Here is a 14,480-nt window from a genome sequence, read left to right on the forward strand (position 1 = left end):
CCTCCGCATTTCTCCTTTACCACTTGTTCCAGTGAACCCTGTTTTCCACCGTGGCCTTGACCTGAGTGGGGATCAACGCATCCTTGCTGGAATAGCCCAGCATGATAAGCGTCGGGAGGATATACCCGTCCGGGATATTCATAAACGCCTTGATCTGCTCCGGCTCTTTCTTCACCGGGATATGGATCACAGAGCCCAGTCCCTCGGCGGTGGCGGCCAGCAAAATGTTCTCCACCAGCGCCCAGGCCGCTCCATAGTCCATCAAGCCGTAGTCGTTGGTGGTGCTCTTCATGTCGTACTTGCACTTGAAATAGGGCAGGATCACGCAGGCAGCCTCCTCCACCATCGTCCGCTGACGGGGGTAGGCGATTTTGAACATCTCCTGCTGGGGCGTTTTGGGCTCGGTGATGCGGCAGGGATAGGGTTTGATGAACTTTGCCAGCTCCCTGATGACGGCCTTGTCTGTCAGCGTCACCAGCTGCCATTGCCGCTGGTGGTTGGACGAGGGGGCCTGCAGGCCGGCGGCTAAAATCCGCTCCAGCATATCCGTGGGTATGGCCTTGTCCTCAAACTGACGAATGCTCCTTCTCTTTTCGATCACTTCGTAAAATTCCATGTCCATTCTCCTTTACAGGTTCACTGTTTCTTGGATGTGCCAGCCGCCCATGCGTATGTGACCGCTGGGGTCGGTGCTGTACTGCTCCAGCACACGCTCGTCCTCTTTGGGATGGCCCACACCGATGAAACAAGGGGTCATCCATCCATCGGGAACACCCAGCTTTTCCAACACCACATCGTGCTCTCGGTTCAGGGGGATGCGGAGGGAATACCCCAAGCCCTCGTTGATGGCGGCCAGCATGATGTTCTCTGCCACGCACCATGCAGTGGCGAGCGGGTTGAGTTTGCTCACCCACTCGGCGTTGAGCCGTTTGCATGGAAACAGCGGAACGATCACATAGGGGCAATCAATCAGCATGGTGTGCTGCCGCGGCATGGCGTAAAGATACATCTCCTGAGATAAATTGAGCGTTCGGCCCTCGTATCGCGTAGGATCGAATTTCCGTGCGACTGATTTTGCGAAGCTGAACGCATGTCCCTTTTCCTCTTTGGTATGGAGGACGATGAACTGCCAGCTTCGGCAGTGATCCCAAGAGGGCGCTTTCATGCCGGCTCCAATGATCCTTTTTATCGCTTCAAAGTCTACCTCTCTGTCCGTCCATTCTCGACTGGTTCTTCTCCTGTCGATGACTTCATCAAATTCTATCTCGCTATCTCTCCTCTGCCTGGCTACGATTGCTCCTGGATCGATTCAAACTTTTCCCTCATGCAGCGAGAAAAAAGCGTGGTCAGGCGCACCAGCTCGGCAATATCTTCCCCGGATAGTTCGCTCATGGCGTCTATTTCCGCATGAGCGGCGGGCGGTATGATTTTTTGCGTGTACTCGATCCCCGCTTTTGTAAAGCGGACGATCTTATTCCGGCGATCCGTCTCCGATTCGGTCAGTGATACATAGCCCTGTTTCAAGAACTTTTTGATAATTGCGCTGACGGTCTGCTTTGTCGCGGACAGCCGTTCGCAAATGTCAGATTGCAGGCAGCCGTCCGGCGCAAACCAGATGATGTCCAGGACGAACAACTCTTTTGCGGTCAAGCCGTGCTTCCTCGCATACAATTCATAGGCGGCATATTGAACATCTCGCAATGCGCAATATTGATTGACGTACTCCCTCACTTCTTCATAATCCACAAAAGCACCTCCATACGATATTTGACAGTCTAATATTTGACTTTACTGTATCAAATGAGCATTGGGCTGTCAAGTCCTCCATGACTGGAATTTCTCCTGTGGAGGGCGAATATTTGCATATCCGCTTGCCGTGTTCCAGCGATTTGCGCAGCGCCAAACGATCTCGCTGGAAGGGCGGGCGATGCGCCGATAGTTGGCGCCACGCTGTGCACAAACCAAAAGGCCCCTTAGTGCGTTCTGTGAACTGTACCGAGCGGCCTTTCGTTTACCTGCATCTTCGTCCCTATTGCTGCATTTTCCCTTATCTGCGTGTTTGGGAACACTCAAACACTATATGAAAAAAGGGCAAATCAAATGGTGGCCGAACTCAAAAGTAAAATAAAGTGTTTTCACATGTGATAAAGTGCGATTATATGCTGCGGTTTTACCAGAACAGTGTCGTAAAATAGCAACAGACCTGTTTTTTATCTCTCAATAAAAAACAGGTCTGTATTGCTGGTCGAGGTGACAGGACTTGAACCTGCGGCCTCTGCGTCCCGAACGCAGCGCTCTACCAAACTGAGCCACACCTCGATACTGTTACCTACAATATTATACTCGTTCCCGCCAAAAAAGCAACCCCTTTTTTGCAGGCAGCCGCCCTCTTTCTGCCCCTTTGCAGGTCGGAGCGCCCGCCCCCGCCCCATCTGCAGCGGGCCCTTTGCCCCAGCGGGCGCCAACGGCCCCTGGCGCTCCCTTTTCTGCCACCGCGATGTCCTGCCCCATCGCTGCGCGACCAAGTGTGTCGGGGCGGCTGTCCCTGCCCTTTCCGCTTTTAAAGCAGATCGCGGGGAGGGGAGACGGGCCCGCTGTGCCGGCACAGAAACAAACTGCCCTTTGACACTTTTCTCCCTTTGCCGGTGTATTTTTCCCCTGCCCGGTCCACACTCCTAAAAAGGCCCCTGCGCGGGGCTGAGAGTGAGAGAAAAAGGAGTGATCGGTTTGCAGGCATTTTGGAGCGACCTTCCCCGGGGGACGGCCTATCCGCCCCTGGATCGGGACATCGAGGTGGAGTTTGCCGTGGTGGGGGCCGGCGTTGCGGGGGTCACCGCCGCCTATCAACTGGCCCGGGCGGGCCGGTCGGTGGCGCTGCTGGAGAGGGGGCGGATCGGCGGCGGCACCAGCGGCCACAACACCGGCAAGCTCAGCTGTCTGCACGGCACCCGGCTGCTCACCGTCTTTGACCGCTACGGCGCGAAGATGGCCGCCGCCTACCTGGCGGAGAACAAGCGGGGGGCCGCCTTTGTCCGCCGGATGGTGGCGGAGCACCAGATCCCCTGCCGCCTGAGCGAGGCCCCTTCCTATCTGTACAGCCAGACCCCTGCCACGGTGGACGAGTTGCAGCGGCTGGCCGCCCTCGCCCAGCGGCTGGACTTCCCCCTGGCCACGGTCAACCGCCTGCCCGCCCCCCTGCGGGTGGAGCTGGCCCTGCGCGCCGACGGCGAGGCCACTCTCAACCCGGTGCGCTACCTGGAGGGGGTGGCTGCCCGCGCGGCCAAGGCGGGCTGTACCATCTGCGAACAGACCCCTGTGGCCAAGCTGGAAAAGCGGGCCGGCGGCGTCACCCTCACGGCGGAAAACGGCAGCCGCATCCGCGCCGGGCAGGTGCTCCTCTGCACCCACTACCCCCTGTACGAGGGGAAGGGGCTCTACTTCACCCGTCTCTACCCGACGCGCTCCTACGCCGTGGCCGCCCGGCTCGAGGGCGAGCCCTTTTGGGGCCAGTACATCAGCGCCGAGGAGCCGGTGCGCTCGCTGGCGGTCTGCCGCGACCGGGACGACCACCCGGTGCTGGTGGTGGCGGGGGAGACCTGCCGCACCGGGCGGACGGCGGGGGACGAGTTCTCTACCCTGCAACTCTACGGCCTGCGCCATTTTTCCCTGGGGAAATTTGTCTGGCGCTGGGCCGCCCAGGACTACCGCACCCCCGACGAGCTGCCCTACGCCGGCGAGGTGGACAGGGGCGACCCCCGGGTTCTCTTCTGCGCGGGCTTTGGCAAGTGGGGGATGACCGCCGGCACCGCCGCCGGCCTCTATCTGGCCGGGCGCTGTCTCGAACCGTCCGGGGCCCCCTCGCCCCTCTACGATCCGGCCCGCCACAGCGACATCTGCTCCTTTTCCTATATAAAGGAGGGGGCGGCCACCGCCGCCTACTGGGTGGGGGAGCGGCTGCGCCCCACCGGGGACCTTCCGACCCGCCCCGGACAGGCGTCGGTGGTGCGCATCGGCGGCCGCCGATGCGGGGCTTACCGGGATGAGGAGGGGGAGCTGCACCTGGTCTCCCTCACCTGCACCCACCTGGGCTGCGCCCTCCACTGGAACGCCGCCGAGACCAGTTGGGACTGCCCCTGCCACGGCTCCCGCTTCTCGGTGGACGGCGAGGTCCTCTGCGGCCCCGCCGACACCCCCCTTGCCCGGGTGGAGCTGCCCCCCGAAAAGGGGGAATAGAGAGGAGATCCTGCCCCTCCGGCGCGCTGTTTCCCCCTTTCTTTTTCACCGAATCGACAAAACCCGCCGCAATCTTTTGTCGGCTATTGACAAGGCTGGGCCGCGCACTCATAATAAGACTATTAGAGAATTGAGGAGGCATCTGCGCCATGCGTAAAGAGCTCGACAAGAAATACGACCCGGGGCAGGTCGAGGACCGCATTTACGACTTCTGGCTCTCCGGCGGGTATTTCCACGCCGAACCCGATCCCGATAAAAAGCCGTACACCATCGTCATCCCCCCGCCGAACATCACCGGGCAGCTCCACATGGGCCACGCCCTGGACGAGACCTTCCAGGACATCCTCATTCGCTACAAGCGGATGCAGGGGTACGAGGCGCTCTGGCTGCCGGGGACCGATCACGCCTCCATCGCCACCGAGGCCAAGATCGTTGAGGCCATGCGCCAGGAGGGGCTGACCAAGGAGGACCTGGGCCGCGAGGGCTTTTTGGAGCGCGCCTGGGAGTGGAAGGAGAAGTTCGGCAGCCGCATCATCGAGCAGCTGAAAAAGCTCGGCTCCTCCTGCGACTGGGAGCGCGAGCGCTTCACCCTCGACGAGGGCTGCTCCAAGGCGGTGCGCGAGGTGTTCTGCCGCCTCTACGAAAAGGGCCTCATCTACCAGGGGGAGCGGATCATCAACTGGTGCCCCCACTGCAAGACCTCCATCTCCGACGCGGAGGTGGAGTACGAGGAGCAGGCCGGCCACTTCTGGCACATCCGCTACCCCTTTGCCGACGGCAGCGGCTACATGGAGATCGCCACCACCCGCCCCGAGACCATGCTCGGCGACACCGCCCTGGCCGTCCACCCCGAGGACGAGCGCTACCGCGACTGCGTGGGCAAATCGGTCATCCTCCCCCTGGTGGACAAGGAGATCCCGGTGGTGGCCGACGAGTACGTCGACCGGGAGTTCGGCACCGGCGTTGTGAAGATCACCCCTGCCCACGACCCCAACGACTTTGAGGTGGGCGCCCGCCACGATCTGCCCATCATCAACGTCATGACCGAGGACGGCCACATGGCCGAGTGCGCCGGCAAGTACGCCGGGATGGACCGCTACGAGGCCCGCAAGGCCATTGTCGCCGACCTGGAAGCCGGCGGCTACCTGGTGCGCATCGAGGACCACACCCACAACGTGGGCACCTGCTACCGCTGCGGCACCACCGTCGAGCCGATGGTCAGCAAGCAGTGGTTCGTGAAGATGGAGGAGCTGGCCGCCCCCGCCATCAAGGCCGTGCGGGAGGGGGAGACCCAGTTTGTCCCCGCCCGCTTTGACAAGACCTATTACAACTGGATGGAGAACATCCGCGACTGGTGCATCTCCCGCCAGCTGTGGTGGGGTCACCGCATCCCCGCCTACTACTGCGACGGCTGCGGCGAGACCATCGTCGCCCGGGAAGAGCCCGCCTGCTGCCCCCACTGCGGCGGCAAGCTCCGGCAGGATGAGGACACCCTGGACACCTGGTTCTCCTCCGCCCTCTGGCCATTTTCCACCCTGGGCTGGCCGGACAAGACCCCCGAGCTGGACTACTTCTTCCCCACCGACACTCTGGTCACCGGCTACGACATCATCTTCTTCTGGGTGGCCCGGATGATTTTCAGCTCCATCGAGCAGATGGGGGAGGTCCCCTTTAAGACCGTCTTCATCCACGGCCTGGTGCGCGACGCCCAGGGCCGCAAGATGTCCAAGTCCCTGGGCAACGGCATCGACCCGCTGGAGGTCATTGCCCAGTATGGGGCCGACGCCCTCCGCCTCACCCTGGCCACCGGCAACAGCCCCGGAAACGACATGCGCTTCTCCGACGACAAGATCATGGCCAGCCGCAACTTCTGCAACAAGATCTGGAACGCCGCCCGCTTCATCCTCATGAACCTGGGCGACGAGGAGCTGGAACCCGGCCTCCCCAGCGAGCTGGAGATCGAGGACAAGTGGGTGTTGAGCAAGTACAACGAGATCGTCCGCCAGGTGACCCAGAACATCGACAAGTTCGAGTTGGGCATCGCCCTGGGCAAGGTCAACGAGTTCGTCTGGGACATCGTCTGCGACTGGTACATCGAAATCGTCAAGCTGCGGCTGCAGGCCGGCGGCGAGCAGAAGAAAAACGCCCTGCGGGTCCTTTGCGCCCTCTTTGAGGGCACCATGAAGCTGCTGCATCCCTTCGCCCCCTTCATCACCGAGGAGATCTGGCAGGCCCTGCCCCACCAGGGGGAGAGCATCATGACCGCCCCCTGGCCGGTCTACGACCCCGCCCTCTCCTTTGCCAGAGAAGAGGAGCAGTTCGAGATCATCATGAAGGCCATCCGCGCCATCCGCAACCGCCGCAGCGAGCTGCAGGTCCCCCCCTCCAAAAAGGCCAAGGTCTTTATCGAGACCGAGCGGGTCGAAGTCTTCTCCCAGGGGGAGGAGTTCATCAAGCGCCTGGCCTCCGCCAGTGAGGTGGCCGTCGCCCCCCAGCTGGAATTGGAGGGGATGGTGATGGCCATCACCGCCGAGGCCAAGATCGGGATGCCGATGGACGACCTGGTGGACCGGGAGAAGGAGCGCCAGCGCCTGGAGAAGGAGAAGCTGGGCTGTGAGAAGGAGATCGCCAGCCTCACCGGGAAGCTGCAAAATGAAAAGTTTGTCAGCCGCGCCCCCCAGAACGTGGTGGACGCCGAGCGCGAGAAGTTGGCCCGCGCCCAGGAGCGGCTCAAAAAGGTGGAGGAGAGCCTGGCCGCCCTCTAGCACCCCTCTCCGCGCCCTCACTGCCAAACTGCCAAATTGCCCTGTGCGGGCGGCGGGCCTTCCCGCCGCTCGCACTTTTTTTGCCCGCCCTTCAGGGCGGAGAAAGGGAGGTACACCATGACCTATGAACAGGCCCTCGCCTATATCCACGGCCGCCGCCGGGGCCTGCCCAAGCCCGGCCTCGCGCGGATGCGGGAGCTGATGCGCCGGCTGGGCGACCCCCAGGACCGGCTGCGCTGCGTCCATGTCACCGGTACCAACGGCAAGGGCTCCACCACCGCCATGGTGGCCGCCGCCCTGCAGGCCGCCGGATACCGGGTGGGGCGAAATGTCTCCCCCTTTGTCCTCGAGTTCCGCGAGCGTTTTCAAATCGACGGGGAGATGATCCCCCTCGCCGCCCTGGCCGCCCTCACCGAGCGGGTGAAGGCCGTCTGCGATACGATGGAGGGGGAGGGCTTCTACGCCAGCGAGTTTGAAATCGACACCGCCATCGCCTTTTTGTGGTTTGCCGCCGAGGAGGTGGACCTGGTCTGCTTGGAGGTGGGGATGGGGGGCGATACCGACGCCACCAACGTCATCCCCGCCCCCCTCTGCTGCGCCATCACCCCCATCAGCCTGGACCATACCGCTGCCCTCGGCCCCACCACCGCCGCCATTGCGGAGCGCAAGTGCGGCATCATCAAGGGGGGCGCGCCGGTGGTCTGCTGCGCCGGGCAGGACGCGGCGGCCCTGGCCGTCATCCGCGCGCAGTGCGCCCGGCGGGGTTCCCCCCTCTTTCTCCCGGACCCGGAAGCCCTCCGGGTGGCGAGAAGCGGCCTCTCCGGCAGCACCTTTGCCTACCGAGGGCTGCCCTACGCCCTCTCCCTGGCGGGGGAGTACCAGCTGCAAAACGCCCTCACCGCCATCGAGGTACTGCGCGTCCTCACGGCCCAGGGGCTGGCGATTTCCCAGACGGCGATCCGGGCGGGGCTGGCCGCCGTCCGCTTCCCCGCCCGCTGCGAATGGCTGGGGGGGTGGCCCACCCTCCTGCTCGACGGGGCCCACAACCCGGCGGGGATGGCGGCCTTCTGCCGGGTGGTCGCCGCCCAGGACGCCCCCCGCAAGGTGGCGGTCACCGGCCTTTTGCGGGACAAGGACGCGCCGGAGATCGGCCGCTCGCTGGCCGGGGCCTTCGACGCCCTCTACCTGGTGGCGCCCCCCAGCGAGCGGGCGGCCGACCCCGCCCAACTGGCCGCCGCCTTTGCCGCCCAGGGGCTGCCCGCCACCCCCTGCGCCTCGCTGGAAGAGGCCCTGGCCGCTGCCCGCGCCGAGCTGCCGCCCGAGGGATTGCTGGCCGTCTGCGGCTCCCTCTACCTGGCGAGCGAGGCGCGGCCCCTCCTCCTGGCCATGGGAAGGGGAGAGAGGACGCCCGACAGGTAGAAGACCGCTTCGCCGTTTGGGCAGCGGGGGAAAGCGGCGCGGGTTTTGGCGGGGCGGCCGGGAAGAGGCGGGGGCCGCCCCGTTCCGGCGTTCATCTGTTCGGCTCTACCTGGTAGCTCTTCTGAAGCTGCGCTGCCCTGCCGCCTCGCGCGGTGCGCGCAGGGAGGGGGACCTGCTCCCTCTGCCTGGGGGGCGCGCCGTTTGAGAGAGGCGCGTGAGCCTTGGGGCAAGGGGTGATGAGAAATACCCCTTCCCAACTGAACGGCACCTCTCCACCTGCCCTCAGAGGCGAGTGCCCCTGTGGCAGAGGGGGGGGAGTGCGACCCGGTCCAGGGGGAGCGGGCCCAGCCGCTTTGTCGGCGGGGGAGACAGCAAAAAAAGGGGAGAGGGGGAGAGCAGTTGCTGCTCTCCCCCTCTCCCCTTTGGCAAAGCCCCTACTTTCGCTTGACGGGGATCCAGATTTCGCTGAGGTAGGCTTCGTCGTCCATCCCCTTGGGGAACTGTGCGGGGTCGCTGTACCACTCGATGTTGTAGCCCGCGGCGATCTCGTAGTCCCCGCAGGTGGGCAGCCACTCGGAAAAGACCTGCTCGTGCACCCGGTGCAGGGCCTGGGGCATCGCCCCCTTGCAGGGGAACACCGCCCAGCGGTGGGCCGGTATCACCCGGACTACAAACCCCTCCGGCGCGGCGGTGTTTGGCGGGCAGTCGTCCGCAATCAGGTATTCAAACCGGTCGCCCTCCATCGGCTCGTCGATGCAGATGCCGTAGGTGCCCTGCACCACCGCCCCCCTGCCGCTGGCGAGGTGCTCGGTCCAGAACTGCGGGATGGCCCGGTCCGCCCCCTCGTAGGAGAAGGTCTCCGACACCCCCAAAACGGGAAAGGGATCTCTGTCGACAATTTTGTACTCCATGCTGGGACCGCCTTTCAGTGAAAATTTGAGTTTCAGCGGGGCGAACGTCCGGACCGTCGCCCCGCCCCTGCGCACAGCCGTGGGGGTGGCGCCGTGAAACCGGGCAAAGGCCCTGGCAAAGCTGTCCGGGGACTCGTAACCGTACTTGAGGGCCAGGTCGATGACCCGGGCGTCGGTGGAGACCAGCTCGCTCCCGGCCAGGGAGAGCCGCCGCAGCCGGATGTACTCGCCCACCGAAAAGCCGCAGAGCATGCAGAACCCCCGCTGAAAGTAAAAGGGGGAGAGCAGTGCCTGCCCCGCGATCTCCTCCATTGTGAGTTTGCCGTCGAGATGCCCCTCGATGTAGTCGATGGCCCTGCCGATCCCCGCGACCCAGTCCACTAAAACCGCCTCCTCTGTCTGTGTGTCCCCATCATACCGCATCGCTGGGGGAGAGACCCGACAGGACCTGCCCTCTTCTGTCCGCCCGGCGGCTGGGGGATGTCTGTCGACACCATTCTACCACATCTCCCGGTCCCTGCGGCGGCAGTGGGCGGGGAAAAATGGAAACCGGGGCAGAGGCCCCCGTTTCGGCAAAAATTGCAGAGGACATCCCGTAGGATAGAGGTATTCCAGGGGATGTCCTCTCTTTTTTTGCCAAATCCCAAAGGGGGACAGGCCCTGCCCGGGCGGCGCGCCCGGAGAACACGCGCGGGAGGTGCGCAGATGAATGTGAACTTGCAGGGGGACCGGGAGGCCCTCACCGCCTTTTTGGAGGGGGAGATCGACCACCACTCCGCCCGATCCTTTCGCGACTCCATCGACGAGCGGGTGGCGTCCCTCGGCCCCAAACTGCTGGTGCTGGACTTCTCCGGCATCACCTTTATGGACTCCTCGGGGGTCGGCCTGGTCATGGGCCGCTACCGGACCATGCAGCAACAGGGGGGCGAGCTGCGGGTGCAGGGGGCCAAGGGGACCATCCGGCGGATCCTGCTCCTCTCGGGGTTGGACAAGCTCGTCAGAATCGAATAGAGGAGGAAACCAGGAAGTGAAACCGACAAATGAAATGAAGCTGGCCTTTGAGAGCCGCTCCCAGAACGAGTCCTTTGCCCGGGTGGCGGTGGCGGCCTTCATCGCCCAGCTCGACCCCACGGTGGAGGAGATCAGCGACATCAAGACCGCCGTCTCCGAGGCGGTGACCAACTGCGTGGTCCACGGGTACAAAGACTGCATCGGCAAAATCTACATAACGGCAAAAATCTATCCCGACAACCGGGTGCGCATCATCATCCGGGACGCCGGCTGCGGCATCCCCGACATCGAGCGGGCCATGGAACCCCTCTACACCACCTGCGACACTGGGGAGCGCGCGGGGATGGGCTTTGCGGTTATGGAGGCGTTCACCGACCGTCTGCAGGTGAGAAGTACGTCCGGAAAGGGGACCAGCGTCTATCTTGAAAAGCGCATCGCCAGCAAAGCAGCGAGATAAGTTTGTAGAGGAAAACCTCGGCCTCGTCCACGCCTGTGCGGGCAGGTTCCGGGGGCGGGGGGTGGAGTACGACGACCTCTACCAGGCCGGGTGCATGGGGCTCATCAAGGCCTGCGACGGCTTTGACCCCAGCCTGGGGTACAAGTTCTCCACCTATGCCGTCCCGGTGATTTTGGGGGAGATCAAGCGGCTCTTTCGGGACGGGGGGGCCGTCAAGGTCTCCCGCAGCCTCAAAGAGGTCTCTCTCAAGGTGGCCCGCCAGCGGGAACTCATGACCCACCAGCGGGGGGAGGAGCCCACCATCGCCGAGCTCTCCCAGGCTCTGGGGATCGAGGAGGAGAAGATCGTCGAGGCCATCGGCATCTACAATCCCACCGTCTCCCTCACCGCCGGGGACGAGACCGGCCAGACCATCGACATCCCGGTCCCCTGCTGCGAGGAGAAGATCACCGACAGCCTCTCCCTGCGGGAGGTGGTGGGCCGCCTGGAACCGGTGGAGCGGCAGATCGTGGTGCTGCGCTACTTCCAGGAAAAGACCCAGGCCGACGTGGGGAAGGCCCTCTCCATGACCCAGGTGCAGGTCTCCCGCAGGGAGAAGAAGATCCTCTCCCGCCTGCGGGAGATGCTCGCCGAATGACTGCAAAAAAAGAGCGCCCCGGCAGACCAGACCGTCTGCCGGGGCGCTTTGTATGTATTTTAATGGAGGGGGAGCGCTAGGCCAGTGCCTTCACCTTTTCCTGTAACCCCGCGATCTGCACTGTGTGCAGTTCGATGGTCTCGGTGTTTCTCTCCACCTGGGTGGACACCACCCCGATCTGCCGGGTGAGTTCCTCGTGCCCCTCCGCCAGCTGTTTCAGGGCGGGCAGGACCACGTTCTCCTGGGTCACCGCCACCCGGGTCAAGGTCTCCTCCACCTGGTCGAGCCGCCCCTCTACGCTGTCAAGCCGGCTTTCCACCCGGTCGAGGCGCTCGTCGATGCCGTCCAGCCGTTCGTCGATGCCGTCCAGCCGTTCGTCGATACCGTCGAGGCGCTTGTTGAGCTGGGTCTCCATGGCGTCCATCCGCCGGCTCAACTGGCCCATCTGACCGGCCAGCTCCCCCATCTGCTGGTTGACCTGGCCGAACATGCCGCCGATCTGCTGGAGCAGTTGTTCGTTGTCCATCCTCTTTCCCCCCTCTTGCAAGGACAAGTTTGTCCCCATTATACCCCCCTCCCCCCGTTTTCACAAGGGGGCGTTTTTCCCAAAAAAGAAGCCGCCGGTTTCGGCGGTGCGGTCTCTTTGGTGGCTCTACCCCCTATTTGTGGGGCATCTTGATTTTCTCCGGCAGGTCTTTGAGGGCGTACTCGCGGGCTTGCGGGACGACGGGGAGGGGAGATGTCGGTACACCTTTTGAGGGCACAGAGTTGCCGGTAGGCCGTAGAGGGGCCCTGTAAAGCGGGTGGTCGGGGGCGATCCGCTCCTCCGTAACGGCCCGCCATGTGCTCAAAATCCACCGCCCATCGCTGCCACGCCATCCCGCCGGTTTCGGCGGTGCGGTCTCTCCGATGGGCCTACCCCCTACTTGTGGGACGTTTTGATTTCCGCCGGCAGGTCTTTGAGGGCATACTCACAGGCTTGTAGAACAATGGAGTTGAGGGGGACGCCGGTGTGCTTTTTGAGGGCGCAGAGCTGTTCGTAGAGGGGTTCTGTAAAGCGGGTGGTCAGGGGGATATCCGCCCGCTTATAACTGATTGCCTTGAGTTCAAAGCCCATCGCCCACCGTCCCCTCTCCATCCTGTCCGTTTCATGCCATGGTTTTATCATATTCAAAATGGAGTGAGATTTCTATAATCAAAAGTAGTATCATATTTGACGACACGGGCGGGTGCAGCCGCGACACTGGACGCCCCCTTCCCGCCGCGCTATCCTGTGGGGGGAGGGGATGGGGATGAACAGCATCAAAAAGGCGTACCGGCAGAGTCGGCCCTTTTTCGAGGGTCGGCGGCGGCACTCCCCCAGCTACCGGCGGGCCGTCGCCCAGTGGAACGAAATCGAGCGGGCCTTCAACCGGATAGGGGGCGAGCCCGCCCGCCTCTACGAGCAGTTGGTGCACGTCCTCCTCGTCTGCGAGGAGCAGGAGTACCTCCACGCCTTCGAGGAGGGGGTGGCCGAGGGGCGCTGGCAGGGCCGGCAGGAGGGGATCAAGGCCCTCAAAGCGCTCGAGTGCCAACTCTTCGACCAAATCGACGACCTCTCCTACCTGTGACGGGCCTGCGCCCTCTGCTTACAAAACAGCGCCCTCCCCCCGCCGCGCTGCTGCGGCCGGGAGAGGGCGCTGTTTTGCTGTGACCGTCTAGATTTCCAGCTGCCGCAACTCCTCCAGGTGGTAGGGAGTGCGCTGGTAGACAAAGTAGTTGAGCCAGTTGGTGTAGAGCAGGCTCCCGTGGGAGCGCCAGACAAAGGGCACCTCGCCCGCCGGGTCGTCCCCGGCGAAGTAGTTGCAGGGGGGCGCGGTGGGCAGCCCTGCCTCCCGGTCCCGCAGGTACTCGCCCCGCAGGGTGTAGCGGTCGTACTCCGAGTGGCCGGTGACAAAGAACTGCCGCCCGTTTTTGCTGGCGATGATGTGCACCCCCGCCTCCTCCGAGTCGGTGAGCAGCTCCAGCTCCGGCCGCGACAGAATGTCCTCCCGCCGCAGCCCGGTGTGGCGGGAGTGGGGGGCCAGGAAGCACTCGTCAAAGCCGGTCAGCAGCGGGTGCTCCGGCCGCAGCACCCGGTGGTGAAAGAGGCCGAACTGCTTCTGCGCCAGGGGCACCTTGTCGATGCCGTAGTGGTAGTAGAGCCCCGCCTGCGCCCCCCAGCAGATGTGAAAGGTGGAGTAGACGTGGGACTTGCTCCACTCCATCATCTCGCAGAGCTCCTCCCAGTAGTCCACCTCTTCAAATGGGAGCTGCTCCACCGGGGCCCCGGTGATGATCATCCCGTCGAAGCGCTCGTCCCGAATATCGTCAAAGCACTTGTAGAATTTCAGCAGGTGATCCCCCGGGGTGTTTTTGGAGACGTGGGTCACCGTCTGCACCAGCTCCACATCCACCTGGATGGGCGAGTTGGAGAGCACCCGCAGCAGCTGGGTCTCGGTCTCGATCTTCTTGGGCATCAGGTTGAGGATCGCGATGCGCAGGGGGCGGATGTCCTGGCTCACCGCCCGCTCCTGGGTCATGATGAAGATGTTCTCCGAAATGAGGGTTTCCGCCGCCGGCAGGCTGGCGGGTATGTTGATGGGCATGAGCCGCTCTCCTTTCTCTTATATAGTAGGGGCGAAGGCCCCCTTTGAGCGAATGGAAAAAGTATAGCACAGCTCCGCCCCGATTGCAAAGCGCGATTGGCCGCCGGGGCAGGAAAGGGGAAGAGGGGAGAGAAAGTTGACGAACGGTAGAAAATCCCCCCGAATCCCGGTGCAAAAAGGGGAAAATGATTACCTTGTGTATAACCCCGCAAAAAAGTGAAAAAAGCTGGCGAAAATCTATTGACAGCAAGAGGCGGTCATGGTATTATACAAAAGCTGTCCGCGAGGGAAGCGCACGGGAGTGCGGTTTTCGAGGAGCAGGCCCCGGATTTCGAACCGAGAGGGGAGAAAAAAGGGGTTGACAAAAAGAAGGCAGCGAGATATAATAAAAGGCACGGCGAGATGCCGAACGGACCTTGA

At 63.2% G+C, this 14,480-nt stretch carries 14 protein-coding genes and 1 tRNA gene; 7 read left to right on the top strand and 8 right to left on the bottom strand.

Going from position 1 to position 14,480, the window contains the following annotated elements; translation table 11 throughout:
* Positions 1-16: 16 nt before the first annotated feature.
* The 4 genes from KQI11_RS10800 to KQI11_RS10815 form a co-directional block, all read right to left on the bottom strand.
* Complete coding sequence (locus KQI11_RS10800) at positions 17-616, bottom strand: nitroreductase family protein (protein ID WP_216402115.1); 600 nt, start codon at positions 614-616, stop codon at positions 17-19.
* A gap of 12 nt (positions 617-628) precedes the next feature.
* Positions 629-1,309 (bottom strand): nitroreductase family protein, encoded by a 681-nt coding sequence (locus KQI11_RS10805; protein ID WP_216402129.1) that lies wholly within the window; start codon positions 1,307-1,309, stop codon positions 629-631.
* Complete coding sequence (locus tag KQI11_RS10810; protein WP_216402116.1) at positions 1,288-1,746, bottom strand: MarR family winged helix-turn-helix transcriptional regulator; 459 nt, start codon at positions 1,744-1,746, stop codon at positions 1,288-1,290. The genes KQI11_RS10805 and KQI11_RS10810 overlap by 22 nt, the downstream gene beginning before the upstream one ends.
* A gap of 496 nt (positions 1,747-2,242) precedes the next feature.
* Positions 2,243-2,319, bottom strand: a tRNA-Pro gene (locus KQI11_RS10815).
* A gap of 408 nt (positions 2,320-2,727) precedes the next feature.
* Here KQI11_RS10815 and KQI11_RS10820 point away from each other — a divergent pair.
* The 3 genes from KQI11_RS10820 (at position 2,728) to KQI11_RS10830 (ending at position 8,417) form a co-directional block, all read left to right on the top strand.
* Complete coding sequence (locus KQI11_RS10820; RefSeq protein ID WP_216402117.1) at positions 2,728-4,233, top strand: FAD-dependent oxidoreductase; 1,506 nt, start codon at positions 2,728-2,730, stop codon at positions 4,231-4,233.
* A gap of 149 nt (positions 4,234-4,382) precedes the next feature.
* Complete coding sequence (locus tag KQI11_RS10825; protein WP_216402118.1) at positions 4,383-6,998, top strand: valine--tRNA ligase; 2,616 nt, start codon at positions 4,383-4,385, stop codon at positions 6,996-6,998.
* A 117-nt stretch (positions 6,999-7,115) separates the two neighbouring features.
* Entirely contained in the window at positions 7,116-8,417 is a 1,302-nt protein-coding gene (locus KQI11_RS10830) for a bifunctional folylpolyglutamate synthase/dihydrofolate synthase (protein WP_216402119.1), read from the top strand.
* Between the two features lie 434 nt (positions 8,418-8,851).
* Here KQI11_RS10830 and KQI11_RS10835 read toward each other — a convergent pair whose 3' ends face one another.
* Positions 8,852-9,709 carry an AraC family transcriptional regulator gene (locus KQI11_RS10835; protein WP_216402120.1) on the bottom strand — a complete coding sequence of 286 codons (858 nt, stop codon included), beginning with the start codon at positions 9,707-9,709 and terminating at the stop codon, positions 8,852-8,854.
* 324 nt (positions 9,710-10,033) lie between these two features.
* Between KQI11_RS10835 and KQI11_RS10840 the strand changes: the two genes are divergently transcribed.
* Genes KQI11_RS10840 through KQI11_RS10850 form a run of 3 tightly spaced genes read left to right on the top strand, consistent with a single transcriptional unit; the run spans position 10,034 to position 11,433 of the window.
* Complete coding sequence (locus KQI11_RS10840; RefSeq protein WP_216402121.1) at positions 10,034-10,339, top strand: STAS domain-containing protein; 306 nt, start codon at positions 10,034-10,036, stop codon at positions 10,337-10,339.
* Between the two features lie 16 nt (positions 10,340-10,355).
* Positions 10,356-10,796, top strand: coding sequence for an anti-sigma F factor (gene spoIIAB, locus KQI11_RS10845; RefSeq protein WP_044993271.1), 441 nt, complete (start codon positions 10,356-10,358; stop codon positions 10,794-10,796).
* The gene (locus KQI11_RS10850) at positions 10,762-11,433 is read left to right on the top strand and encodes a sigma-70 family RNA polymerase sigma factor (protein ID WP_192926571.1); all 672 of its coding nucleotides are present in this window, start codon (positions 10,762-10,764) and stop codon (positions 11,431-11,433) included. The genes spoIIAB and KQI11_RS10850 overlap by 35 nt, the downstream gene beginning before the upstream one ends.
* Positions 11,434-11,509: 76 nt before the next feature.
* On the opposite strand, the gene KQI11_RS10855 is transcribed toward KQI11_RS10850, so the two are convergent.
* Positions 11,510-11,959: a hemolysin XhlA family protein gene (locus KQI11_RS10855; RefSeq protein ID WP_216402122.1), complete on the bottom strand. Its 450-nt coding sequence runs from the start codon at positions 11,957-11,959 to the stop codon at positions 11,510-11,512.
* A 396-nt stretch (positions 11,960-12,355) separates the two neighbouring features.
* A complete protein-coding gene (locus KQI11_RS10860; RefSeq protein WP_185916638.1) occupies positions 12,356-12,550 on the bottom strand; it encodes a hypothetical protein in 195 nt (64 codons plus the stop codon).
* A 175-nt stretch (positions 12,551-12,725) separates the two neighbouring features.
* Here KQI11_RS10860 and KQI11_RS10865 point away from each other — a divergent pair, with 175 nt between their 5' ends.
* On the top strand, positions 12,726-13,043 hold the full coding sequence (locus tag KQI11_RS10865) for a hypothetical protein (protein ID WP_185916639.1): 318 nt from the start codon (positions 12,726-12,728) through the stop codon (positions 13,041-13,043).
* An 87-nt stretch (positions 13,044-13,130) separates the two neighbouring features.
* Here the strand turns inward: KQI11_RS10865 and metA are convergent, their stop codons facing one another.
* The gene (gene metA / locus KQI11_RS10870) at positions 13,131-14,060 is read right to left on the bottom strand and encodes a homoserine O-acetyltransferase MetA (RefSeq protein ID WP_216402123.1); all 930 of its coding nucleotides are present in this window, start codon (positions 14,058-14,060) and stop codon (positions 13,131-13,133) included.
* Positions 14,061-14,480: the final 420 nt, after the last annotated feature.

The sequence above is a fragment of the Acetanaerobacterium sp. MSJ-12 genome (assembly GCF_018917875.1).
Classification (GTDB): domain Bacteria; phylum Bacillota; class Clostridia; order Oscillospirales; family Ruminococcaceae; genus Bittarella; species Bittarella massiliensis.